The sequence below is a fragment of the Kitasatospora sp. MMS16-BH015 genome, from assembly GCF_002943525.1.
In the GTDB taxonomy this organism is placed as follows: Bacteria; Actinomycetota; Actinomycetes; order Streptomycetales; family Streptomycetaceae; genus Kitasatospora.
In genome coordinates, this window is record NZ_CP025394.1 from 4,997,076 (window position 1) to 5,018,565 (window position 21,490).

A 21,490-nucleotide genomic window follows, 5' to 3' on the forward strand; every position below is an offset into this window, starting at 1 on the left:
CTTTCCTCCCGGCCATGCGGTGTTTACCGTGGATTAAATTGTCGCCGCGAAGATCACAGGATGACATCAGCAGTGCCTCGCCCCCGTGCGGTCGACCACCCCGACGGGGAGGACCGGCCGGCTGCCGTGACCGGTGGTGCCGCCGTACCCGGTGGAGCCGCCGAGTACGGCGGTCGGGAGTCGGTTCCGGGCAGTGCGGATTTCGTCCTGCTGGAGGAGCTGGAACCCATGAGCGTCCCCCGCCCTGCCCACCTGCCCACCCTGGAAGCCCTGGACAGCCGGGACACCGTGCTCGACCTCGCCGAGCTGGGGCTCGGCGAGCTGCCGGAAGGGCGCTTCCTGGACCGGGAGCGCAGCTGGCTGGCCTTCAACGAGCGGGTCCTGGAGCTCGCCGAGGACCCGCGGATCCCGCTGCTCGAACGGGCCAAGTTCCTGGCGATCTTCGCGAGCAACCTGGACGAGTTCTTCATGGTCCGGGTCGCCGGGCTGAAGCGCCGGATCGCCACCGGGGTGGCGCAGCGCTCCGCCTCGGGCCTGCAGCCGCGTGAGGTGCTGGATCAGATCTGGACCCGCTCGCGGGAGTTGATGGCCCGCCACGCGGCCGCCTTCCAGCACGAGGTGCTGGCCGATCTGGCGGCCGCGGGCATCGAGCTGGTGCGCTGGTCGGAGCTGACGGACAAGGAGCAGGCCCGCCTGCACACCCTGTTCCGGGCGAAGATCTTCCCGGTGCTGACCCCGCTGGCGGTCGACCCGGCGCACCCCTTCCCGTATATATCGGGGCTGAGCCTCAACCTGGCCGTGGTGGTGCGCAACCCGGTCTCGGGGCACAAGCACTTCGCCCGGGTGAAGGTGCCGCAGTCGCTGGCCCGGTTCCTGGAGGCGTCCCCGCAGCGGTACGTGCCGCTGGAGGACGTGATGGGGGCGCACCTGGAGGAGCTCTTCCCGGGGATGGAGGTGCTGGCTCACCACGCCTTCCGGGTCACTCGCAACGAGGACCTGGAGGTGGAGGAGGACGACACCGAGAACATCCTGAAGGCGCTCGAGAAGGAGCTGATGCGCCGTCGGTTCGGCCCGCCGGTCCGGCTGGAGGTGGAGGAGTCGATCGACCCCTACATCCTCGACCTGCTGGTGCGCGAGCTGAACATCACCGAGGCCGAGGTCTTCCCGCTGCCCGGCCCGCTGGACCTGACCGGGCTGTTCGGCATCGCCGGCCTGGACCGTCCGGAGCTGAAGTACCCGGCGTTCGTGGCGGGCACGGCGCGCGGGCTGACGGACGTGGAGTCGGCCTCGCAGCCGGACATCCTGGCCGCGATGCGCGAGCGGGACGTGCTGCTGCACCATCCGTACGACTCCTTCTCCACCTCGGTGCAGGCCTTCCTGGAGCAGGCCGCGGCCGACCCGGACGTGCTGGCGATCAAGCAGACGCTGTACCGCACCTCGGGTGACTCGCCGATCGTGGACGCGTTGATCGACGCGGCCGAATCCGGCAAGCAGGTGCTGGTGCTGGTGGAGATCAAGGCGCGCTTCGACGAGCAGGCCAACATCAAGTGGGCCCGCAAGCTGGAGGAGGCCGGCTGCCACGTGGTCTACGGCCTGGTGGGCCTGAAGACGCACTGCAAGCTGTCACTGGTGGTCCGCCAGGAGGGGGACAGCCTGCGGCGGTACTCGCACGTGGGCACCGGCAACTACCACCCGAAGACGGCGCGGCTGTACGAGGACATCGGGCTGTTGACGGCCGACCCGCAGATGGGCGCCGACCTCTCGGACCTGTTCAACCGGCTCTCCGGCTACAGCCGGCGGGAGTCCTACCGCCGGCTGCTGACCGCCCCGCGCGGGCTGCGGGACGGGCTGGTGGCGCGGATCCACGGGGAGATCGCGCACCACCGGGCCGGGCGGCCGGCCGGGGTGAAGCTGAAGCTCAACTCGATCGTGGACGAGGAGCTGATCGACGCGCTCTACCGGGCCTCCCAGGCGGGGGTGCCGGTGGACGTGTGGGTGCGCGGGATCTGCGCGATCCGGCCGGGGGTGCCGGGGCTGAGCGAGAACGTGCGGGTGCGCAGCGTGCTCGGCCGGTTCCTGGAGCACTCGCGGATCTTCGTCTTCGGCAACGGCGGCGAGCCGGAGGTGTGGTTCGGCAGCGCCGACATGATGCACCGCAACCTGGACCGCCGGATCGAGGCGCTGGTGCGGGTGGCCGACCCGGGGCACCGGGCCGAGCTCTCGGCGCTGATCGAGCAGGGCATGTCGGACGAGACCGAGTCCTGGCACCTGGGCCCGGACGGCGCCTGGACCCGGCACTCGCAGGACGCCGAGGGCAGACGCCTCAAGGACGTCCAGGAGATGCTGATCGACTCCCGGACGCGCCGCCGCAGCTCGGCCGTCACCCGCTGACCCACCGGCAGCGGATCCGCTGCACCGTCACACCGCCCCCGGGAACGTCCTCCCGGGGGAAGGCCCTCGGGGGACGAGGTTTTCCTGCCATGACCGATGTGCCGATGTCGGCCCGGACGACGGCCGACGCCAGCGCCACCGTCGGTGAGCTGCTCTCCGGGCACCTCACCGAGCAGGCGGGCGTGTTCCTGCGCGCGCTGCCGCTGGCCGTCGGCGAGGCGGGGGCGAGACCGGGGGAGCGGGCGCTGGCCGGGGCGGCGGGCACGGCGGACCTGCTGCGGTGCGTGCGCCGGATCGGCGGCGCGCTGCACACCTTCGGCCCGGCCTTCGAGCCGGCCTGGGCGCAGGAGACCAGGGTCGAGCTGCGCTGGCTGCTGGACCTGCTGGCGCAGGAGCCGGCCCTGGTGCGCCGGGGCGAGCGGCTGCTGGCGGCGGTGGACTCGCTGAGCGAGACGGATCCGCAGGGGCCGGGGATGCTGGCCGGGCACGCGGGCGCGCCCAAGGCGCGGGCGCTGCTCGAGCGTCAGCTGACGCTGGCCCGGACGCGGGCGCACAGTGCCCTGCTGCAGGAGCTGCGGTCGGCCCGGCTGCACGCGCTGGCGGACCGGATGACCCTGCTGGCGGGGGAGGCGCCGCTGCTGCCCGGGGCGCGCGCCCAGCGGGCGGCGGTGCTGCTGCCGCAGGCGGCGGCCGCGCTGGGGGCGCTGGGCGCGGGGGTGGAGCTGCTGCCGCTGGGGCGGTCGGCGACGCCGTACGGCGGGGAGGGGCTGCACCGGCTGGGCACGGCCCGGCTGGTGCCGGCGGCCCGCGGGGAGGCGCGCGCGGAGGGCGAGGCCGTGGTGGCGGCGGACGACGCGCCCTGGCTGCGGGTGCGGATCCTGGTGAAGCGGGCCCGGTACGCGCTGGACGTGTGCGGGGCGCCCTCGGCGGAGCTGGACGCGGTGGACCTGACGCTGGGCCGCCACCAGGAGGCGGCGGACGCGGCGGTCACGGTGGCCACGGCGGCGCGCACGCCGCGGATCACCCCGGCGACGGCCTACGTGCTCGGGGTGGTGCATGCTGATCAGCGACTGGAGGTGGAGGCGGCCCGGTACGCCTTCGGACACCAGTGGCCGAAGCTCCCGCATCACGGATGGCACGAATGGGCAACCGCCTGAGCGCCCCGCAGCGCTCCTCCCGCCGCAGCGACCCCGCCGACCCGGCGCCCTCGCCCTACCGCCGCCGGCCGACGGTGCTGGCGGCCGGGGCGGTGCTCTGGGTGCCCGGGCCGCTGAAGAAGGACGGCTGGAGCCGGAAGAAGCCCCGGCTGGCGCTGGTGCACCGGCCGAAGTACGACGACTGGAGCTTCCCCAAGGGCAAGCTGGAGGCCGGGGAGGGCTGGCGGGCGGCGGCGCTGCGCGAGGTGCGGGAGGAGACCGGGCTGAGCTGCCTGCTGGGGCCGGAGCTGCCGGTGCAGCACTACCTGGCGCAGGGGCGGCCGAAAGAGGTGCGCTACTGGGCGGCGGTGCCCACCGACGGGGTGTTCACGCCCAACCGCGAGGTGGACCGGCTGGTCTGGCTCTCGCCCCGCAAGGCCCGGGAGCGGCTGACCCACGAGCGCGACCGCGCCCTGGTCGACGCCCTGCTGGTGGCACTCGGCGGCTGACCCGGCAACCCGGTTGACCTTGCCGAGTCTTGGCCGTGACGCAACCGTTACTACCGGCCGGTGTTTCCTGTCATCCGTTCGAGGTTCACCGTCCGTTCACTTACGACCGCCTGATGCGTCACCTGACCGGCCTAACTTCGGGGTTACCGGAGGGCCGTACGGGCCCCGGACCACAGCTAGACCTCCCTCCCGCAAGGCTGTTTCCAGCCCCGTCGGAGCAGGTCGGGCCACAGAAAGGGACACCCTGTGAAGCTCCAGCGGAACGGCCGCACCAAGGCCCTCGCAATCGGTGCCGTGGCGCTCGTCAGCTCGCTGTCGCTCGCTGCGTGCGGCTCTGACAACAACACCCCGACCCAGGGCGGCAGCGGCACCTCCGCCGCCAGCTCGGGCTCCTCCGACGCGAAGATCGACTGCGGCAAGGGCGGCCAGCTGCTCGCCGCGGGCTCCACCGCGCAGCAGAACGCGATCGACGTCTGGAAGGCCGCCTACGGCAGCGCCTGCTCCAGCACCACGATCACCTACTCCGGTGGCGGTTCGGGCGCGGGTGTCCAGCAGTTCAACCAGGGCAAGCTGGCCTTCGCCGGCTCCGACTCGGCCCTCAAGCCGGCCGAGGTCGAGGCCTCCAAGGCGGTCTGCAAGACCGGCCAGGGCATCGACCTGCCGATGGTCGCCGGCCTGGTCTCGATCGTCTTCAACGTGGACGGTGTCGACAAGCTCGTCCTCGACGGCCCGACCCTGGCGAAGATCTTCGACTCGAAGATCACCAAGTGGAACGACCCGGCCATCACCGCGCTGAACCCGGGCGTGACCCTGCCGGACGCCACCATCCAGGCCGTCCACCGCTCGGACGACTCGGGCACCACCGCGAACCTCACCACCTACTTCTCCAAGGCCGGCGGCGGCAACTGGACCTACGAGCCGAACAAGACCTGGAAGGGCCAGGGCGGCCAGGCGGCCGACAAGAGCGCCGGTGTCTCGGCCCAGATCAAGCAGGTCAAGAACTCGATCGGCTACGTCGAGCTCTCCTACGCCCAGCTCAACAGCCTGAAGAGCGCCCAGATCGCCACCGGCGCGGCCAAGCCGGTCGAGGCCAGCGCCGAGAACGCCGCCACCACCTTCGCCAACGCCAAGGTCACCGGCACCGGCGCGGACCTCACCCTGTCGCTGGACTACGCGACCAAGGCCGAGGGTGCCTACCCGATCGTCCTGGTCACCTACGAGATCGTCTGCGACAAGGGCAACAAGCCCGAGTCGCTGGACGCCCTCAAGTCCTTCCTGAACTACACCATCAGCGACGCCGGCCAGAAGGCCATCGGCGACAAGGGCTACGTCCCGCTGCCCGCCGCGCTCGCCACCAAGGTGAAGACGGCCATCGCCGCCCTCGCCTGACCCTCCAGCACCACCCGCAGGACCAACTGAACACCGGCCGGGCGGCCCTCACTGGGGGGCAGGGCCGCCCGCCCGTTCAGCACGACGAACCACGTCCGGGGCACCGCCGCCATGGTGCCGCCCTCCACGGGGCAGCGCCGCCAGACCGGAGTAGACCACCATGACTTCATCCCCCCCTACCGCGCCCAGCGGGAGGGACCGCCGCAGGTCGGACAGCCGACGCGGTGACGCCATCTTCTTCAACCTCTCCCGTGGCGCGGGCATCCTGCTGCTGGTGGTCATGGCCGCCATCGCGGGCTTCCTGGCCTGGCGCTCGGGCATCGCCCTCGGCAAGAACCAGGGCAACTTCCTCACCACCTTCGAGTGGGACCCGGACAACATCACGAAGCCGGTCTTCGGCGTCGCGGTGCTGGCCTTCGGCACCATCGTCAGCGCGGTCATCGCGATGGCGATCGCCGTGCCGGTCGCGATCGGGATCGCGCTCTTCATCTCGCACTACGCGCCGAAGAAGATCGCCCAGCCCTTCGCCTACCTGGTCGACCTGCTCGCCGCCGTCCCCAGCATCGTCTACGGCCTCTGGGGCGTGCTCTGGCTGGTGCCGCACATGGCCGGCCTGACGGCCTGGATGGACCAGTACCTCGGCTGGACGTACGTCTTCGACCAGACCCAGGACGGCGTCAGCCCGCGCAACCTGTTCACCGTCGGCGTGCTGCTGGCGATCATGATCCTCCCGATCATCACCGCCGTGAGCCGCGAGGTGTTCCGCCAGGTGCCGCGGATGCACGAGGAGGCGGCGCTCGCCCTCGGGGCGACCCGCTGGGAGATGATCCGCACCGCGGTGATCCCGTTCGGCAAGCCCGGCATCATCTCGGCCTCGATGCTCGGCCTCGGCCGCGCGCTCGGCGAGACCGTCGCCGTGGCCACCGTGCTCTCGCCCAACAGCAAGCTCTCGCTGCACCTGCTCGACCTGGGCAGCGGCACCTTCGCGCAGAACATCGCGCTGAAGTTCGGCGAGGCCTCGCCCTTCGGCCGGGACGCCCTGATGGCCTCCGGTCTCGTCCTGTTCGTCATCACCCTGCTGGTGAACGGCGCCGCCCGTCTGATCATCGCGCGCCGCAAGGAGTACTCGGGGGCCAACGCATGAGTACCGTGACCATGGACGCGGCTCCCGCTCCGCAGCTGAGCCGCAACCTCACCAACGCCCGGCTGCCCAAGTGGGCGCCGGCCGGGGTGGCCGTCCTCTCCATCGCGCTCGGTGCCGCCATCGGCGCCGGGGGCGGGCTGAAGAGCCACCTGCAGTGGGGCCTGATCGCCGCCGCCCTCTTCCTGATCATCAGCTACGGCGTCTCGGCCAAGGTCGAGGGCCGTCGCCAGGCCAAGGACCGGCTCGCCACCTCGGTGGTCTGGGTCGCCTTCGTGGCCGCGGTCCTGCCGCTCGCCTCGCTGGTGATCTACACCGTCCAGCAGGGCGCCAAGGTCGTCGACGGCAACTTCCTCAGCCACTCGATGCGCAACATCGTGCCGACCCGCCCCGGCGGCGGCATCTACCACGCCATCATCGGCACCCTGGAGCAGGTCGGCCTCGCCACCGCGATGGCCGCGCCGATCGGCCTCCTGACCGCCGTCTACCTGGTGGAGTACGGCCGCGGCCGGCTCGCCAAGGCGGTCACCTTCTTCGTCGACGTCATGACGGGTGTCCCGTCCATCGTCGCCGGTCTGTTCGTCCTCTCGGTCTGGAACCTCGCGCTCGGCTTCCAGTTCTCCGGCTTCTCGGGCAGCCTCGCGCTGGCCATCCTGATGCTGCCGGTGGTCGTCCGCTCCACCGAGGAGATGCTCAAGCTCGTCCCGAACGAGCTGCGGGAAGCCTCGTACGCCCTCGGCGTGCCGAAGTGGAAGACGATCCTGCGGATCGTGCTCCCGACGGCCATCGGCGGCATCACCACCGGCGTCATGCTGGCCGTGGCCCGCGTGGCCGGTGAGACCGCCCCGGTGATGATGCTGGTCTTCGGTGCCGACGCGATCAACACCGATCCGTTCAACGGCCCGCAGGCCAACCTGCCGCTGTTCATCTGGCAGCAGTACGCCAACGTCAACAACGACGCCGGCTACGCCCGAGCCTGGGGAGCCGCCCTGGTGCTGATCGTCTTCGTGATGGGGCTCAACCTCATCGCGCGGGGCATCGCCCGCTGGCGCTCGCCCAAGGCCGGCCACTGACCGCCCGACTGACGTACGAGACCTGAGAGAAGACGAAAGATCATGGCCAAGCGCATCGACGTCAGCGGACTGTCGGCTTTCTACGGCACCACCAAGGCCATCGAGGACATCTCGATGACCATCGAGCCCCGCTCGGTGACGGCCTTCATCGGCCCCTCCGGCTGCGGCAAGTCCACCTTCCTGCGCACGCTCAACCGCATGCACGAGGTGATCCCCGGCGCCCGGGTCGAGGGCAAGGTCCTGCTGGACGACGAGAACCTCTACGGTGCCTCGATCGACCCGGTGGCCGTGCGCCGCACCGTCGGGATGGTCTTCCAGCGCCCGAACCCCTTCCCGACCATGTCGATCTACGAGAACGTGGTCGCCGGCCTGAAGCTCGCCGGGGTCAAGAAGAAGTCCGTGCTGGACGGCGTGGTGGAGAAGTCGCTCCAGGGCGCCAACCTCTGGAACGAGGTCAAGGACCGCCTGAACAAGCCGGGCTCCGGCCTCTCCGGCGGCCAGCAGCAGCGCCTCTGCATCGCCCGCGCCATCGCGGTCGAGCCCCAGGTGCTGCTGATGGACGAGCCCTGCTCGGCGCTCGACCCGATCTCCACCCTCGCGGTGGAGGACCTGATCAGCGAGCTCAAGTCGCAGTTCACGATCGTCATCGTGACCCACAACATGCAGCAGGCGGCCCGCGTCTCCGACCGCACCGCCTTCTTCAACCTGGCCGGGGTCGGCCAGCCGGGCAAGCTGGTCGAGCTGGACGACACCCAGCGGATCTTCAACAACCCGTCCGTCCAGGCGACCGAGGACTACATCTCCGGCCGCTTCGGCTAGACCGCTCCACCCCCACAGCTGCTCCGTGGCGCTGCATGGCGGTGCCGCCACGGAGTACGAAGAGCCCGCCCCCGTGATGTGGGGGCGGGCTCTGCCTTGTGCTGCGTACCGGGTCAGCCGAAGATCGCGTGGGTGATCCAGTAGCAGATCGCCGCGACCAGCGCGGCGGCCGGCATGGTGTAGAACCAGCCGAGCACGATGTTCTTCGCGACGCCCCAGCGGACCGCGCGGACCCGCTTGGTGGCCCCCGCGCCCATGATCGCCGAGGTGATCACGTGGGTGGTGGAGATCGGCGCCTTGAAGACGAACGAGGTGATGTACATGATCGTCGCCGCGGTGGCCTCGGCGGCGAAGCCCTGCGGCGGGTCCAGCTCGATGATCTTGCGGCCGAGGGTCCGCATGATCCGCCAGCCACCGGCGTAGGTGCCCAGCGAGAGCATGGTCGCACAGGAGATCTTGACCCAGATCGGGATCTCGCTGCCGTGCTGGTGGCCCGAGATGGTGAGGGCCATGACCACGATGCCCATCGTCTTCTGGGCGTCCTGGAGGCCGTGGGCCAGGGCCATCGCGGCCGCCGAGGCGGTCTGGGCGACCCGGAAGTTGCGCTTGGCCTTGTGCGGGTTGGCCCGGCGGAAGATCCAGAGGATCGCGAGCATCACCAGGAAGCCCGCGACCAGGCCGACCACCGGCGAGACGATCATCGGGATGACGATCTTGTCGACCACCCCGCTCCAGATCACCTCGGTGCCGCCGGCCAGCGCCGCGCCCACCATGCCGCCGAACAGGGCGTGCGAGGAGGAGGAGGGCAGGCCGAAGTACCAGGTGATCAGGTTCCAGGCGATCGCGCCGACCAGGGCGGCGAACAGGATGGTCATGCCCTGCGAGCCGCTCGGGGTCTCGATCAGGCCCTCGGAGACGGTCTTGGCGACGCCGGTGCCCAGGAAGGCGCCGGCCAGGTTCATCACCGCGGCCATCGCCAGCGCCGCCCGCGGGGTCAGCGCCCGAGTGGAGACGGAGGTGGCGATCGCGTTCGCGGAGTCGTGGAAGCCGTTGGTGTAGGTGAAGAAGAACGCCACGCCGACGACGGCGATCAGTGCTGCCATGTCCACGCGGTCAGGACTCCTTGACGGCGATGGTCTCCACCGTGTTGGCCACGTGCTCGAAGGCGTCGGCGGCCTCCTCCAGCACGTCCACGACCTGCTTGAGCTTCAGCACCTCGATCGCCTCGTACTGGCCGCTGAAGAGGTGGGCGAGCAGCTTGCGGTGGATCTGGTCGGCCTGGTTCTCCAGCCGGTTGACCTCGATCCAGTACTCCGTCAGGTTCGACATCGAGCGCAGGTTGGGCATCGCCTCGGCGGTCAGCTCGGCGGCCCGGGCCAGCACCTCGATCTGCTGCTCGACGCCCTTGGGCAGGGTCTGGATGTCGTAGAGGACGACCAGGTCGACGGCCTCCTCCATGTAATCCATGATGTCGTCCAGCGAGGACGCGAGGTTGTAGATGTCCTCGCGGTCGAAGGGCGTGATGAACGAGGAGTTCAGCTGGTGGAAGATCGCGTGGGTGGTGTCGTCGCCCGCGTGCTCGGCGGCGCGCATGCGCTCGACGATCTCCGCACGGCCGGCCACGTCTGAACCCAGCAGTTCCAGCAGGAGCTTCGATCCGACGACGAGGTTCTCCGCTGCTGCGGCGAACATGTCGTAGAAGCTCGTCTCCTTCGGGGTCAGGCTAAAACGCACGGAGGTCTCCGATGTGCGGGGGCGGGACTGAACGATGCTAGGCGCACTCGGACCCATCTGCGCAAACCGGGTGACACCTCGGAAGGTGTCAGCCGCCCGTACGGGGTAACCGTCCGTGGCCCGTCGGACTCAGGACGGGCCCTGACGGTCGAGCAGCACCTCGTCGATCCGCTCCGGTGCCAGCCGCTCCTCGGGGCTGGCGGTGGCGGCGATCATCAGCTCGCCCGCCAGCTCGATCTCGTCCAGTGCCGCCTGGTCGTGCCCGCCCTGACGGGCCTCCGAGGACGCGACCATCTGCCAACCCCCTCCGACCGTGCCCCGCAGGGGGCAGCGGCCCCCGGTCCAGCGTAGGCAGCGCACCGGCCGCGCCCCATGGCACGGACGGGTCATCTCTGCCGCCGCGCCGGGCTACTCACTTGGCCGGGCTGGCGGGCGGCGGGGAGTAGAGCTGGTCGCCGGCGGGCTCGGCGGCGTCGACCGGCTTGCCGAACTCGGAGAGGGTCACCGTGGAGACGACCTTGACCTGGTCCTTCGGGTCCTTGGAGCCGGCCACCCCGGCGAAGGCGAAGTCCTCCACCAGCTTGTGCACCCGGCCCTGGCCGTCCAGCCAGACCTCGTAGGGCACCTCCTTGACCACGAAGGTCTGGGCCGCCATCCGCAGCCCGTCCGCCCCGCGGCCGCCGGTGGCCTCGGCGGCCTTGGCCAGGTCGAGGGTGCCCCGGTAGTGCTTGAGCTCCTCGCCGCCCACCGTCTCCGGCCCGACCAGCTCGGCCTTGAGCGCCCCGCGCAGCGCGCCGGTGGCGCTGGCCGGGTCGGTGGCCCCGCTGGAGACCAGGTTGCCGTCGGGGAGCTGACGGACGTCCAGCTTGACCCACTTGCCCTCGGGGATCTTGGTGCCGCTGTTCTGCGCGCCGCTGTTCTGCAGGTAGACGATGCCGGGCAGCACCACCTCGGCGATCTTCCCGGTGGTGGCGGCCCCGGGCGGCACGTCCACCTCCAGCTTGCCGATCCGCTTCACGTAGTCGTACCCGCCGGTGCCGGTGAAGGCCGCCTTCTTGCTGCCCGACTCGGTGGTCAGCTCGGTGGCCGCGTGCACCGAGCCGGTGCGGCCGGTGATGTCGGCGGCGCTGCGGACGGCGGTGAGCGGGTCGGCCGAGAGCTGGTCGGTGGTGGCGTCCTGCGAGCGACCGGTGCCGCCGGCCGCGCAGGCGGTGAGCGCCGCGCTCAGCAGGGCGGCCACGGCGGTGGCCCGTACGGCCACGGTCGGTACGGTCTTCAACTCGGAACCCCCTCGGGCCGGTGCCCGCCAAGCAGCCACCCCGGATGGGCGGAGCTCTTCCCCGGTCAACGACCTGACGGCGTGCCGGTCACGGGTGGCCCGGCGCACGGGGGCTCTTCGCGCGCCGGGGGGCGGGCGGGTTACGGTGAGGTACGTGCCCAGCGAGCCGTCGGCCCGGCCGACCGTGACCCACCAGGTGACCACCGTCGAACGAGGGTCCTTCTGCACCGCCAGGTGCAGCTGCGGCTGGTACGCCCCGGCCCGCCGCTCGCGCGACAAGGCCCGCCGGGACGCCGAGGAGCACCTGGCGGCACCGGAGGGCCATTCCTAGGGCCTCCCTCACGCGGTGAGTCCTACGCGGCGAGGTCCGTCTCCCGGGGGGTCTCCTCCGGGGCGGCGGACCGGCGGCGGCGCCGCTCGGGGGCGGTGATCAGCGGGGCCAGGGCGGTGCGGGTGAGCGCGTGGCAGAACGGCACCAGCACGGCCATCGCGATCGGGGCCAGCAGCAGCACCACGGCGGTGGCCAGCGCGTAGCCGCCGATCACGTCGGTGGGGTAGTGGACGCCCATGAAGAGCCGGCAGAAGCCCTGCAGCAGGGCCAGGCCGCCGGCGATCAGGCCCAGGCGCTTGTTGACCAGGTAGAGCGCCACCGCGATGCCCATCGACATCGCGGAGTGGTCGCTGACGAAGGAGAGGGTGCCGGCCTTGCCGGAGACCAGCACGTCCAGCTCGGGGTGGTCGACGAAGGGCCGGGGCCGGTCGACGATCCGGGAGACCGGCAGGTTGGCCAGCTCGCAGAGGGCCACCGAGAGCGGGGCCCAGAGCAGCCCGGCCACGGCCACCGGGGCGTCCGGCCGGCGGCGGGCCTGCAGCCAGCCGACGGCGCAGAGCGCGGCGAGACCGAGCAGGATGCCGTACTCGCCGACCCAGGAGACCGTGCTGTCCAGCCAGCCGGGGGCGGCCTTGGCCAGGCCGTTGACGGCCTTCAGCAGGTCGAGATCGGGGCCGGTCGTGTCGGCAAGCAGCGTCGACACACCGCACCTTCCTTTCGCTCACCGGCGCGGGACACCGCACCACGGCGCGGGATGCCGCACCACCTGGCACAACGCCACCAGCCCGTCCCTGGTTTCCCCGGAAACTCGCTGTTATGGAAACTTGACTGAGTGTCCACGGAGGTGACACAACCCGGGGCCTCGCGCGCCGGGCGTACGGAGCGTCAGGCCTTGGGCTGGCTCGGGGCGATGACGGCGCCGGTCTTGTCGTCCCGGGTGGGCAGCGCCTGGGCGCCGTCCGGGGTGACCCGGGTGGCGCCGAAGTAGTCCCGGCCGTCGATCTTGTCGTACCGGATGAAGGCGCCGGTGTGCGGGGCGTCCAGCATGTACCCGCCGCCCACGTAGATGCCGACGTGGTGGATCGAGCGCGGGTCGTTCGGGTCGGTGGCGAAGAAGACCAGGTCGCCCGCGCGCAGCTCGTCCCGGGAGGGGTGCGGGCCGGAGTACCACTGGTCGTTGGCCACCCGGGGCAGCTCGATGCCCACGCTGTGGAAGGCGGCCTGGGTCAGCCCCGAGCAGTCGAACCGGCCGTTGTCGTCGGCCGAGCCGGTGCCGCCCCAGAGGTAGGGCTTGCCGAGCTGGTTCTGCGCGAAGTAGATCGCCCCGGCGGACTGCGCGGAGAGCGCCACCGGGCCGCTGGCGGGAGCGGGGGCGGTGAAGTTCCGGGCCAGGGCCTGGATGTTGCGCACGTACCCCTGGGTCTCGCGGTAGGCCGGGATGCCGCCGGCCCTGATCACGGCGTAGGGCCCGGCGTTGTACGCGGCGAGCATGTTGGCCTGCTTGTCGCCGGGCACGCCCGCCACGTCCTTGGCGAGGGCGCAGTCGTAGGTGGCGGCGGAGGCGATCGCGTCGGAGGCGTTCCAGATGTCCTTCTTGCCGTCACCGTCCGCGTCCACCCCGTAGGTGGCCCAGGTGGCCTCGAGGAACTGGGCCATCCCGTACGCCTTGGCGGGGCTGCGGGCGGCCGGGTCGAAGCCGCTCTCCTGGTAGAGCTGGGCGGCCAGCATCGGGGGGGAGATCTCGGGGCAGAGGGTGCCCCACTTCTGGATCATCGGCTGGTACGCGGCGGGCACGGTGCCGGCCTCGATGGCCAGGTTGTTACCCACGGTGCCGGTGGTGCCGCTGGCGGCGAAGGTGCCGAGGGTGACCACGGCGACGAAGCCGACGGCGACAACCCCTGCAGCGACGGCGGCAGCCCCTGCCTTCCGGAGTACCATCAGCACCATCCCGACGTGGCGTCAGTTCTCAGTGTTCTGGAAGGCGTTGCTCAGCGCAATCATCGCAGATACAAAGAGTGAGCGGTATCCTTCGTACGGTGGACATCCTGTCGTACGTGTCCCGGCTCGCACGACCAATCCGTGAGAAGTAGCCAAGTCGACATCAGATCTGGCCAAGAATAGGTCCTGGCCCTTCGCGAAACCGTGCTGCGGGGCCTTCAATTTGCCTGATCGGGCGGTGAGATGGAAATGAACCTGAGCAGCGTGGGCAACACAGTGGTCGGTCAGCTGGCGGCGGATCCGCCCAAGAAGGCCAACATCGACACCATCATCGGCGGGATCGCGCCCGACTGGGGGCCGTTCGCCAGTCTGGGCTCCGAGGCCCGGGTGATGGTGGAGGTCGTCATGGCCGTGGCCATCCTGGGCTGCCTGGCGATCGCCGTCTGGGGGGCGGCCAAGCAGCGGATCGGCGCCACTGCGATGAGGGACACCTTCAGCGCCGAACAGGGCAAGGGGCTGATCATCGCCGGGCTGACCGGCGTGTTCATCATCGGTTCGCTGGGCACGCTGTTCACCATTGTCTACGGTATGGCGATCTGACGATCGTTCTGTCGTCGCGGCTGGCCAACAGCTGAGCAGCCGTGACCCGGCCCGTCCGGGCTCACCCGTACACCTCGGGGCCCGCCTGGGCCCCCCGCACCAGGAGGGGCCGCCGTGCCGCTGTCCGACGACCAGCCGCACACCCGTACGCGGCTGCCGGTCGCCGAACAGTCCGTCTACCAGCCCAGCGCGCGCCGCAGCCGCCCGCTGCGCACCCTGCTGACGGTCCTGGTGGTGGTCACCCTGCTGGTGCTGGCGATCTCGATCGCCAACCGGGGCAAGCAGCCCGGGCAGAGCGCCGCCCCGCCCTCGGCCGACCGGGCCGGGCAGTCGGGGCAGGCCACCCCCGGCACCCCCGCCCCCGCCGACACCGCCGCCAGCGGCCAGGAGCCGGTGGCCACCACCAGCCACGGCATCGCCAACGGCTTCCCGCACACCGACCAGGGGGCCCAGTCGGCGGCGGCCAACTACGCCACGGCGCTGGGCTCGGCGGAGATGTTCCAGACCGCGGCCCGGCACACCCTGGTCGCCACCGTCAGCGACCCGAGCGTGGCCGCCGACCTGCAGACCCGGCTGGACCAGGCCTACGGCCCGGCCACCGCCACCGCCTTCGGGCTGGACGCGCAGGGCAAGGCGCCCAAGGGCCTCACCTTCGTCAGCCGCACCGTGCCGGTCGGCACCAGGACCACCAACGGCGCCGACACCGCGACCAAGGTCGAGGTCTGGTGCACCCGGCTGGCCGGGCTGGCCGGCGAGCACTCCACCCAGCCGGTCACCGCCACCTGGTACACCCTCAGCCTGACCATGCGCTGGACGGGCAGCGACTGGAAGGTCACCGACTTCAGCCAGCAGAACGGCCCGGCCCCCCTCCCGGGGGACCAGCAGGCCGCCACCGCGGACGAGATCACCCGCGCCGTCCAGGACTTCGGAGGCTTCCGCTATGCCCGTTGACGGTACGTCCTCGCTCCGCTCCTGGGTGGTCAGAGGCGGCACCGCCCTGACGGCGCTGCAGATCTCGCTCCTGCTGGGGGCCGGCCGGGCCTTCGCCGACCCGACCCCGTCCCCGAGCTGCTCGGTGCAGCTGCCCATCCCGGCCGCCGCCCAGGCCTGCGGTGCCACCGTGGTGACCGGCCCCGGCGGGGTCGGAGCCACCGGCGGCGGGGTCGGCGGCACGGTGGCCAACGTGACCGACCCGCTCGGCTCGCTGGCCAAGGGCTGCGCCGAGGCGGCGGCCTGGGTGGTCCGCAAGCTCTCCGGTGCGATCGACGGCACCACCCAGGTGGACTTCACCAACGCCGCCTTCCTCCAGCAGTACGCCGTGGTCTTCGCGGGCTCCACCGTGGTCACCCTGGTGCTCTGGCTGCTCGCGGTGGCCAAGCGGGCCGTCCGCGGCGCCTCGCTGACCACCGCGATCTCCGAGGCGGTGGGCTTCCTCTGGCTGACGGTGGTGGCCTCGGCCTTCACCCCGCTGATCCTCTACACCGTGGTGAGCGCCACCGACGGGCTGACCACCGCCATCGCGGCGGGCACCAAATCCGACACCGGCACCTACCTGGGCGGCTTCGCCGACACCCTGGAGAAGGGCAGCCTCGGCGGCGGCCCGCTGATCCTGATCATCGTCTCGCTGGTGGCCGTGCTGGCCGCCGCCGTGCTCTGGATCGAGCTGCTGATCCGGGCCGCGATGCTCTACGTGGGCGCGCTGCTCGGCACCGCCGTCTACGCGGGCCTGGTGGACAAGCAGCTCTGGAAGCACGTGCGCCGCTGGGCCGGGGTGATGACCGCCGTCGACCTGGCCAAGCCGATCATCGTGATCATCCTGGGGCTGGCCGGCGCGGTCTCCGGCGCGGCCGGGGCCGGCGACGACTTCTCGCACGTGCTCTCCGGCCTGGCCATCCTCTTCCTGTCGATCTTCGCCAGCGCCTCGGTCTACCGCTTCGTGCCCGGCTTCGGCGACGAGATGATGCAGATGCGCCGGGCCCGGGCCAGCGCCGTGACGGCCGGCTCCGCGATGATCAACGGCCCGGCCAACCTGGTCAAGCAGGGCATCAGCGCGCACGGTTCGCGCGGCGGCCCGCAGACGGCCAACGCCTCCACCGGCGCCGGCGGCGGCTCGGTCGCCCCCGGCATCGCCGCCCACGCCGGCCGCACCCCCGCCCCGCCCCCGCAGGCCCCACCGACCGCCGCCCAGCAGATCAACCCAGCGAAGGGAGGGTGACGGGCCAGATGAGCACCGAGACCCGCTACGGCACCCAGTACGCCCAGCCGTACGTGCACCAGCGCCGCACCTACCTGATCGGCAAGTCCCGGCCGAACGCGCCGATCGGGCGCAACCGGGAGTCCGGAGAGATCATCCTGATCATCTTCGGAGCCTTTCTCGGCATGATGTGGGGCCTGCTGATGCCCGTCCTGCCGCTGCGGATCGCCGGGCTGGTCGGGTTGCCGGTGCTCGCCGTCATGGCGGTCTACGTGCCCTACCGGCGCCGCACCTTCTACAAGTGGGTGGAGATCAACCGCAGCTACCGCCGCACCGTGCGCAGCGGCCGGGCGGTCTGGAAGTCCGAGGTGGTGGACGCGGGCACCCGGCTGGACGGCCGCGAGGTGGAGATCGGCCCGCCGCCCGGCGTCGGCCGGCTGCGCTGGCTCTCCGCGCCGTTCGGGCCGGACGAGGTCGGGGTGCTGATGCACCTGGAGCGCCGCACCGTCACCGCCGCGATCGAGATCGAGGGCCCGGGCGTGGGCCTGCGCGACTCGGAGGACCAGGAGGCCCTGGTCGACCGGTTCGGCACCCTGCTCAAGCACGTGGCCAACGGGGACGGCTTCGTCACCCGGCTGCAGATCCTGGCCCGCACCCTGCCGGCCGACCCGGACGCGCACGCCAAGGACGTGGAGCGCCGCGGCGACCCGGGCGCGCCGAACTGGCTCAAGCACAGCTACGACGAGCTCCAGTCGATGGTCTCCACCTCCTCCGAGCAGCACCGCGCCTACCTGGTCGCCTGCATGCACTACAACCGCGACCTCGCGGCCGAGGCCTACGCGATGGGCCGCACGGCGGGGGGTGCCCGGCAGCGCGACGACGAGGGCCTGGCGGCCGTGATGGCCCGTGAGCTCACCGACATCTGCGCGCGGTTGGCCGAGGCCGACATCCGGGTCCGCCAGCCCCTCGGGCAGGCGCGGCTCTCCTCCCTCCTCCACTCGATGTACGACCCGGACCACCCGATCGACCACATCCAGGCGATGAGCCGCCGCAACGCCTGGCCGGCCGAACTGGACGCCACCCACCCGCAGTTCCTCCAGGCCAAGACCCGCGAATCGGCCACCCGGGAGCCCTGGTGTCACGCCACCGCCTGGATCAAGGAGTGGCCGCTCACCCCGGTCGGCGTCAACTTCCTGGCCCCGCTGCTGGTGCACACCCCGGACGTGATCCGCACCGTCGCCGTGACGATGGACCTGGAGCCGACCGACGTGGCGATCGAGCGGATGCTCACCGAGAAGACCAACGACGACGCCGAATCCAGCCGCGCCGCCAAGATGAACCGCACCGTCGACCCGCGCGACCTGGCCCACACCGGCCGGGTCGACCAGCGCGGTGACGACCTCGCCTCCGGCGCCGCCGGGGTCAACCTGGTCGGCTACATCACGGTCTCCTCCCGCAGCCCCGAGGCGCTGGCCCGCGACAAGCGCACCATCCGCGCCTCGGCGGGCAAGAGCTACCTCAAGCTGGAGTGGTGCGACCGCGAGCACCACCGCGCCTTCGTCAACACCCTCCCGTTCGCCACCGGCATCCGCCGCTAGGTCTTGTTTGGAGCTGTCATGGCGATCGGCAGTCTGACCGACGCGTTCACCAGCCTGATGTTCGGCAAGGTGGAGACCACCCGGCTCCCGGTCCGGACCTCCACCGGCCAGGCCCAGGCGGTCTACCTGCCCACCGCCGCCCCGGGCCTGGGCGACTCCGGCGTGATCATCGGCCGCGAGGTGTACAGCGGCAAGGGGTACGTCTACGACCCCTTCCAGCTCTACGGCCAGCAGCTGCCGGCCCCGCACTGGCTCGTCCTCGGCGAATCCGGCAACGGCAAGTCGGCGCTGGAGAAGACCTACGTGCTGCGGCAGTTGCGCTTCCGCGACCGCCAGGTGGTGGTGCTCGACGCTCAGGGCGAGGACGGGGTCGGCGAGTGGAACCTGATCGCCAACGCGCTGGGGATAAAGTCCATCCGGCTCGACCCGATGGCCGCCCGGGACGGCGGGGTCAAGCTCAACCCGCTCGACCCGGCGATCACCACCACCGGCCAGCTCTCGCTGCTGCGCACCATCATCGAGGTGGCGATGGGCCGCGGCCTGGAGGAGCGGGCCGGCTTCGCGCTCAAGGCCGCCCACGCCCACGTGGTGGCCACCGTGACGGACCGCCAGCCCGTGCTCGACGACATCATCACCACCCTGCGCAGCCCGGACCTCTCCTCGGTGGAGTCGCTCGGTGTGGCGGTCGGCGACGTGCAGTCCTGGGGCCTGGACGTGGCCCTCGTCCTTGACCGGCTGGTCGACGGCGACCTGCGCGGCATGTTCGACGGCTCGACCACGGACGGCATCGACCTGGACGCCCCGCTGATCGTCTTCGACCTCTCGCACATCGACCGCAACTCGATCGCGATGCCGATCCTGATGGCGATCGTCGGCGTCTGGCTGGAGCACACCTGGATCCGTCCCGACCGGAAGAAGCGCATCTTCCTGGTCGAGGAGGCCTGGCACATCATCAACAGCCCGTTCGTGGCCCAGCTCTTCCAGCGCCTGCTCAAGTTCGGCCGCCGGCTCGGCCTCTCCTTCGTGGCCGTGGTCCACCACCTCTCCGACGTGGTGGACGGCGCCGCCGCCAAGGAGGCCTCGGCGATCCTCAAGATGGCCTCCACCCGCACCATCTACATGCAGAAGGCCGAGGAGGCGAGAGCCACCGGCCGCGTCCTCGGCCTGCCCCGCTGGGCCGTGGAGATCATCCCGACCCTCTCCCCGGGCATCGCGGTCTGGGACGTCAACGGCAACGTCCAGGTGGTCAAGCACATCATCACCGAGTCGGAACGCCCGCTGGTCTACACCGACCGGGCCATGACGGAGGACGCGGTGCTCGAACGCGACCGCGCGGAGCGGCAGTTGGCGTCCGAGCCGGGGGTCTGAAGCGGGCCTGAGGGTGGGGCCCGCTCCGTGGGCTTCTCGTGCACGCAACCTTCTTGTTACGCGCAACCCCCTGACAGCTACGCGCGTGGACTTTACGCTCTCTTGAATTACCCCGGGCCCACAGCCCCCGAAGGTGCAGGGATTCCGCATGCCCATTTCCGGCCGCCCTCAGGCCGCTCGCCGCGGCCTCCGCCGCGCGACGCTGATCTCGTTCGCCGCCGCCGGCCTGCTCGGCAGCCTGGTCGCGCCCAACCTGGCCGAGGCCAAGTCCGCGCCCAAGCCGCGGGTCGAGGACCTCCAGCTGCTCGCCATCAACGACTTCCACGGCAACCTCGAGCCCCCGGCCGGCTCCTCCGGCACCATCAAGGAGATCGATCCCAAGACCGGTCAGGTCGTCTCCACCCCCGCCGGCGGCATCGAGTACCTGGCGACCGAGCTGCGCCAGGCCCGCGAGGGCAAGCGCAACTCCGTCACCGTGGCCGCCGGTGACATCGTGGGCGCCAGCCCGCTGCTCTCCGGCCTGTTCCACGACGAGCCCACCGTCGAGGCGATGAACAAGCTCGGCCTGGACGTCACCAGCGTGGGCAACCACGAGTTCGACGAGGGAGCAAAGGAACTGCTGCGGATGCAGCGGGGCGGGTGCCACCCGGTGGACGGCTGCTACGCCGACGGCCGCACCTTCGAGGGCGCCTCGTTCAAGTACCTGGCCGCCAACGTCACCAGCGAGAAGACCGGCAAGCCGATCCTCCCGCCGTACTGGATCAAGAACGTCCGGGGCGTCAAGGTCGGCTTCATCGGCGTCACGCTGGAGGGTACGCCCAACATCGTCACCGCCGAGGGGGTCAAGGGCCTCAAGTTCGGCAACGAGGTCACCACGATCAACAAGTACGCGGCCGAGCTGCGCGCCCGGGGCGTCAACTCGATCGTGGCCCTGATCCACGAGGGCGGGTACCCGGCCAGCACCACCTACAACTACGACTGCGGCGCGGCCGGGGCCGGTGTCTCCGGCCCGATCGTCGACATCGCCCGGAAGATCGACCCCTCGGTCGGCGCGATCGTCACCGGCCACACCCACAACTCCTACGCCTGCGCCATCCCGGACCCGAACGGCGTGCCGCGCTCGGTGACCAGCGCCGCCTCCTTCGGCCGGCTCTACACCGAGATCGACCTCAAGCTGGACAAGACCGACGGCTCGATCATCCGGCCCTCGGTGACGGCCGCGAACCACGTCGTGCGGCGTGACGTGCCCAAGGCGCCCGACATGACCGCCCTGATCGCGTACTACAACAAGCTGGCCGCCCCGATCGCCAACCGCCCGGTCGGCTACATCGGCGCCGACATCAACGGCCGCGGCTCCAGCGACTTCGAGAAGCCGCTCGGCGACGTGATCGCCGACGCCCAGCTGGCCGGTCTCGCCGCCAAGGACAAGGGCGGCGCCCAAGTCGCCTTCATGAACCCCGGGGGCATCCGCTCCGACCTGGTCTACCGGGCCTCCGGCGCCGAGGGCGACGGCGTGGTCACCTACGCCGAGGCCTTCACCGTCCAGCCCTTCACCAACATGATGCAGGTCAAGACGCTGACCGGTGCGGCCCTCCTGGCCCTCCTCCAGCAGCAGGTCAGCGGCCTCAACGACGCCGCCCCCAAGATCCTGCAGCCCTCCGCCAACCTCACCTACACCCTCGACCTCACCAAGAAGGGCGCCGACCGCATCCTCGCGACCTCGGTCCGCCTCGACGGCGCCCCCCTCGACCCCGCCGCCACCTACCGCGTGGCCGCCAACGAGTTCCTCGCCGGCGGCGGCGACGGCTTCCCCGCCTTCACCACCGGCACCGACAAGCTCGTCGGCCCCTCCGACCTCGACCTCTTCACCGCCTACCTCACCACCAACTCCAAGCCGGGCACTCCGCTGACCGTCCCGGCCCAGACCCGCATCAAGATCATCGGCGCCGGCACCGACCAGGACTGACGGTCAGTGATTCCGCCGAGGGGC

General features: G+C 71.1%; 20 protein-coding genes. 14 read left to right on the plus strand and 6 right to left on the minus strand.

Going from position 1 to position 21,490, the window contains the following annotated elements:
* Positions 1-60: 60 nt before the first annotated feature.
* The 7 genes from CFP65_RS21670 (at position 61) to pstB (ending at position 8,458) form a co-directional block, all read left to right on the plus strand.
* Positions 61-2,391 (plus strand): RNA degradosome polyphosphate kinase, encoded by a 2,331-nt coding sequence (locus CFP65_RS21670; RefSeq protein ID WP_371682443.1) that lies wholly within the window; start codon positions 61-63, stop codon positions 2,389-2,391.
* A gap of 89 nt (positions 2,392-2,480) precedes the next feature.
* Positions 2,481-3,548, plus strand: coding sequence for a CHAD domain-containing protein (locus CFP65_RS21675; RefSeq protein WP_104817742.1), 1,068 nt, complete (start codon positions 2,481-2,483; stop codon positions 3,546-3,548).
* The gene (locus CFP65_RS21680) at positions 3,533-4,036 is read left to right on the plus strand and encodes an NUDIX hydrolase (protein WP_104817743.1); all 504 of its coding nucleotides are present in this window, start codon (positions 3,533-3,535) and stop codon (positions 4,034-4,036) included. Before CFP65_RS21675 ends, CFP65_RS21680 begins: the two co-directional genes overlap by 16 nt.
* Positions 4,037-4,282: 246 nt before the next feature.
* Positions 4,283-5,425, plus strand: a complete 1,143-nt coding sequence (gene pstS, locus CFP65_RS21685) for a phosphate ABC transporter substrate-binding protein PstS (RefSeq protein WP_104817744.1) — start codon at positions 4,283-4,285, stop codon at positions 5,423-5,425.
* Positions 5,426-5,585: 160 nt separating this feature from the next.
* A complete protein-coding gene (gene pstC / locus CFP65_RS21690; protein ID WP_104817745.1) occupies positions 5,586-6,569 on the plus strand; it encodes a phosphate ABC transporter permease subunit PstC in 984 nt (327 codons plus the stop codon).
* A complete protein-coding gene (gene pstA / locus CFP65_RS21695) occupies positions 6,566-7,639 on the plus strand; it encodes a phosphate ABC transporter permease PstA (protein ID WP_104817746.1) in 1,074 nt (357 codons plus the stop codon). Before pstC ends, pstA begins: the two co-directional genes overlap by 4 nt.
* Positions 7,640-7,681: 42 nt before the next feature.
* On the plus strand, positions 7,682-8,458 hold the full coding sequence (pstB, locus tag CFP65_RS21700; RefSeq protein ID WP_104817747.1) for a phosphate ABC transporter ATP-binding protein PstB: 777 nt from the start codon (positions 7,682-7,684) through the stop codon (positions 8,456-8,458).
* 113 nt (positions 8,459-8,571) lie between these two features.
* On the opposite strand, the gene CFP65_RS21705 is transcribed toward pstB, so the two are convergent.
* The 4 genes from CFP65_RS21705 to CFP65_RS21715 all read right to left on the minus strand — a co-directional run bounded on the left by CFP65_RS21705 (position 8,572) and on the right by CFP65_RS21715 (position 11,471).
* Positions 8,572-9,567 (minus strand): inorganic phosphate transporter, encoded by a 996-nt coding sequence (locus CFP65_RS21705; RefSeq protein WP_104817748.1) that lies wholly within the window; start codon positions 9,565-9,567, stop codon positions 8,572-8,574.
* A gap of 4 nt (positions 9,568-9,571) precedes the next feature.
* Complete coding sequence (locus CFP65_RS21710) at positions 9,572-10,192, minus strand: DUF47 domain-containing protein (protein WP_104817749.1); 621 nt, start codon at positions 10,190-10,192, stop codon at positions 9,572-9,574.
* Between the two features lie 129 nt (positions 10,193-10,321).
* Complete coding sequence (locus CFP65_RS39810) at positions 10,322-10,486, minus strand: hypothetical protein (protein ID WP_168219620.1); 165 nt, start codon at positions 10,484-10,486, stop codon at positions 10,322-10,324.
* A gap of 118 nt (positions 10,487-10,604) precedes the next feature.
* Positions 10,605-11,471, minus strand: coding sequence for a hypothetical protein (locus CFP65_RS21715; protein WP_104817750.1), 867 nt, complete (start codon positions 11,469-11,471; stop codon positions 10,605-10,607).
* A 154-nt stretch (positions 11,472-11,625) separates the two neighbouring features.
* Here CFP65_RS21715 and CFP65_RS21720 point away from each other — a divergent pair, with 154 nt between their 5' ends.
* Positions 11,626-11,802: a hypothetical protein gene (locus tag CFP65_RS21720; protein ID WP_174805559.1), complete on the plus strand. Its 177-nt coding sequence runs from the start codon at positions 11,626-11,628 to the stop codon at positions 11,800-11,802.
* A gap of 22 nt (positions 11,803-11,824) precedes the next feature.
* On the opposite strand, the gene CFP65_RS21725 is transcribed toward CFP65_RS21720, so the two are convergent.
* Positions 11,825-12,505, minus strand: a complete 681-nt coding sequence (locus tag CFP65_RS21725) for a phosphatase PAP2 family protein (RefSeq protein ID WP_104817752.1) — start codon at positions 12,503-12,505, stop codon at positions 11,825-11,827.
* A 182-nt stretch (positions 12,506-12,687) separates the two neighbouring features.
* Positions 12,688-13,740: a bifunctional lytic transglycosylase/C40 family peptidase gene (locus CFP65_RS21730; RefSeq protein ID WP_104821029.1), complete on the minus strand. Its 1,053-nt coding sequence runs from the start codon at positions 13,738-13,740 to the stop codon at positions 12,688-12,690.
* Between the two features lie 249 nt (positions 13,741-13,989).
* Between CFP65_RS21730 and CFP65_RS21735 the strand changes: the two genes are divergently transcribed.
* The 6 genes from CFP65_RS21735 to CFP65_RS21760 all read left to right on the plus strand — a co-directional run bounded on the left by CFP65_RS21735 (position 13,990) and on the right by CFP65_RS21760 (position 21,466).
* Positions 13,990-14,340 carry a hypothetical protein gene (locus tag CFP65_RS21735; RefSeq protein ID WP_104817753.1) on the plus strand — a complete coding sequence of 117 codons (351 nt, stop codon included), beginning with the start codon at positions 13,990-13,992 and terminating at the stop codon, positions 14,338-14,340.
* A 114-nt stretch (positions 14,341-14,454) separates the two neighbouring features.
* Positions 14,455-15,291 carry a hypothetical protein gene (locus CFP65_RS21740; RefSeq protein ID WP_254552505.1) on the plus strand — a complete coding sequence of 279 codons (837 nt, stop codon included), beginning with the start codon at positions 14,455-14,457 and terminating at the stop codon, positions 15,289-15,291.
* Entirely contained in the window at positions 15,281-16,555 is a 1,275-nt protein-coding gene (locus tag CFP65_RS21745; RefSeq protein ID WP_254552506.1) for a hypothetical protein, read from the plus strand. The genes CFP65_RS21740 and CFP65_RS21745 overlap by 11 nt, the downstream gene beginning before the upstream one ends.
* Positions 16,556-16,563: 8 nt before the next feature.
* A complete protein-coding gene (locus CFP65_RS21750; protein WP_104817754.1) occupies positions 16,564-18,132 on the plus strand; it encodes an SCO6880 family protein in 1,569 nt (522 codons plus the stop codon).
* Between the two features lie 18 nt (positions 18,133-18,150).
* Positions 18,151-19,500: an ATP-binding protein gene (locus CFP65_RS21755; RefSeq protein WP_104817755.1), complete on the plus strand. Its 1,350-nt coding sequence runs from the start codon at positions 18,151-18,153 to the stop codon at positions 19,498-19,500.
* Between the two features lie 154 nt (positions 19,501-19,654).
* On the plus strand, positions 19,655-21,466 hold the full coding sequence (locus CFP65_RS21760) for a bifunctional UDP-sugar hydrolase/5'-nucleotidase (protein WP_371682543.1): 1,812 nt from the start codon (positions 19,655-19,657) through the stop codon (positions 21,464-21,466).
* The last annotated feature ends 24 nt before the right edge of the window (positions 21,467-21,490 follow it).

What these genes read in the sequence shown, in the direction of transcription:
- CFP65_RS21670 (WP_371682443.1), top strand. Translation starts at nt 61, where the DNA reads ATGACATCAGCAGTGCCTCGCCCCCGTGCGGTCGACCACCCCGACGGG.
- CFP65_RS21675 (WP_104817742.1), top strand. Translation starts at nt 2,481, where the DNA reads ATGACCGATGTGCCGATGTCGGCCCGGACGACGGCCGACGCCAGCGCC.
- CFP65_RS21680 (WP_104817743.1), top strand. Translation starts at nt 3,533, where the DNA reads ATGGGCAACCGCCTGAGCGCCCCGCAGCGCTCCTCCCGCCGCAGCGAC.
- pstC (WP_104817745.1), top strand. Translation starts at nt 5,586, where the DNA reads ATGACTTCATCCCCCCCTACCGCGCCCAGCGGGAGGGACCGCCGCAGG.
- pstA (WP_104817746.1), top strand. Translation starts at nt 6,566, where the DNA reads ATGAGTACCGTGACCATGGACGCGGCTCCCGCTCCGCAGCTGAGCCGC.
- pstB (WP_104817747.1), top strand. Translation starts at nt 7,682, where the DNA reads ATGGCCAAGCGCATCGACGTCAGCGGACTGTCGGCTTTCTACGGCACC.
- CFP65_RS39810 (WP_168219620.1), bottom strand. Translation starts at nt 10,486, where the DNA reads ATGGTCGCGTCCTCGGAGGCCCGTCAGGGCGGGCACGACCAGGCGGCA.
- CFP65_RS21730 (WP_104821029.1), bottom strand. Translation starts at nt 13,740, where the DNA reads ATGGTACTCCGGAAGGCAGGGGCTGCCGCCGTCGCTGCAGGGGTTGTC.
- CFP65_RS21735 (WP_104817753.1), top strand. Translation starts at nt 13,990, where the DNA reads ATGAACCTGAGCAGCGTGGGCAACACAGTGGTCGGTCAGCTGGCGGCG.
- CFP65_RS21745 (WP_254552506.1), top strand. Translation starts at nt 15,281, where the DNA reads ATGCCCGTTGACGGTACGTCCTCGCTCCGCTCCTGGGTGGTCAGAGGC.
- CFP65_RS21750 (WP_104817754.1), top strand. Translation starts at nt 16,564, where the DNA reads ATGAGCACCGAGACCCGCTACGGCACCCAGTACGCCCAGCCGTACGTG.
- CFP65_RS21755 (WP_104817755.1), top strand. Translation starts at nt 18,151, where the DNA reads ATGGCGATCGGCAGTCTGACCGACGCGTTCACCAGCCTGATGTTCGGC.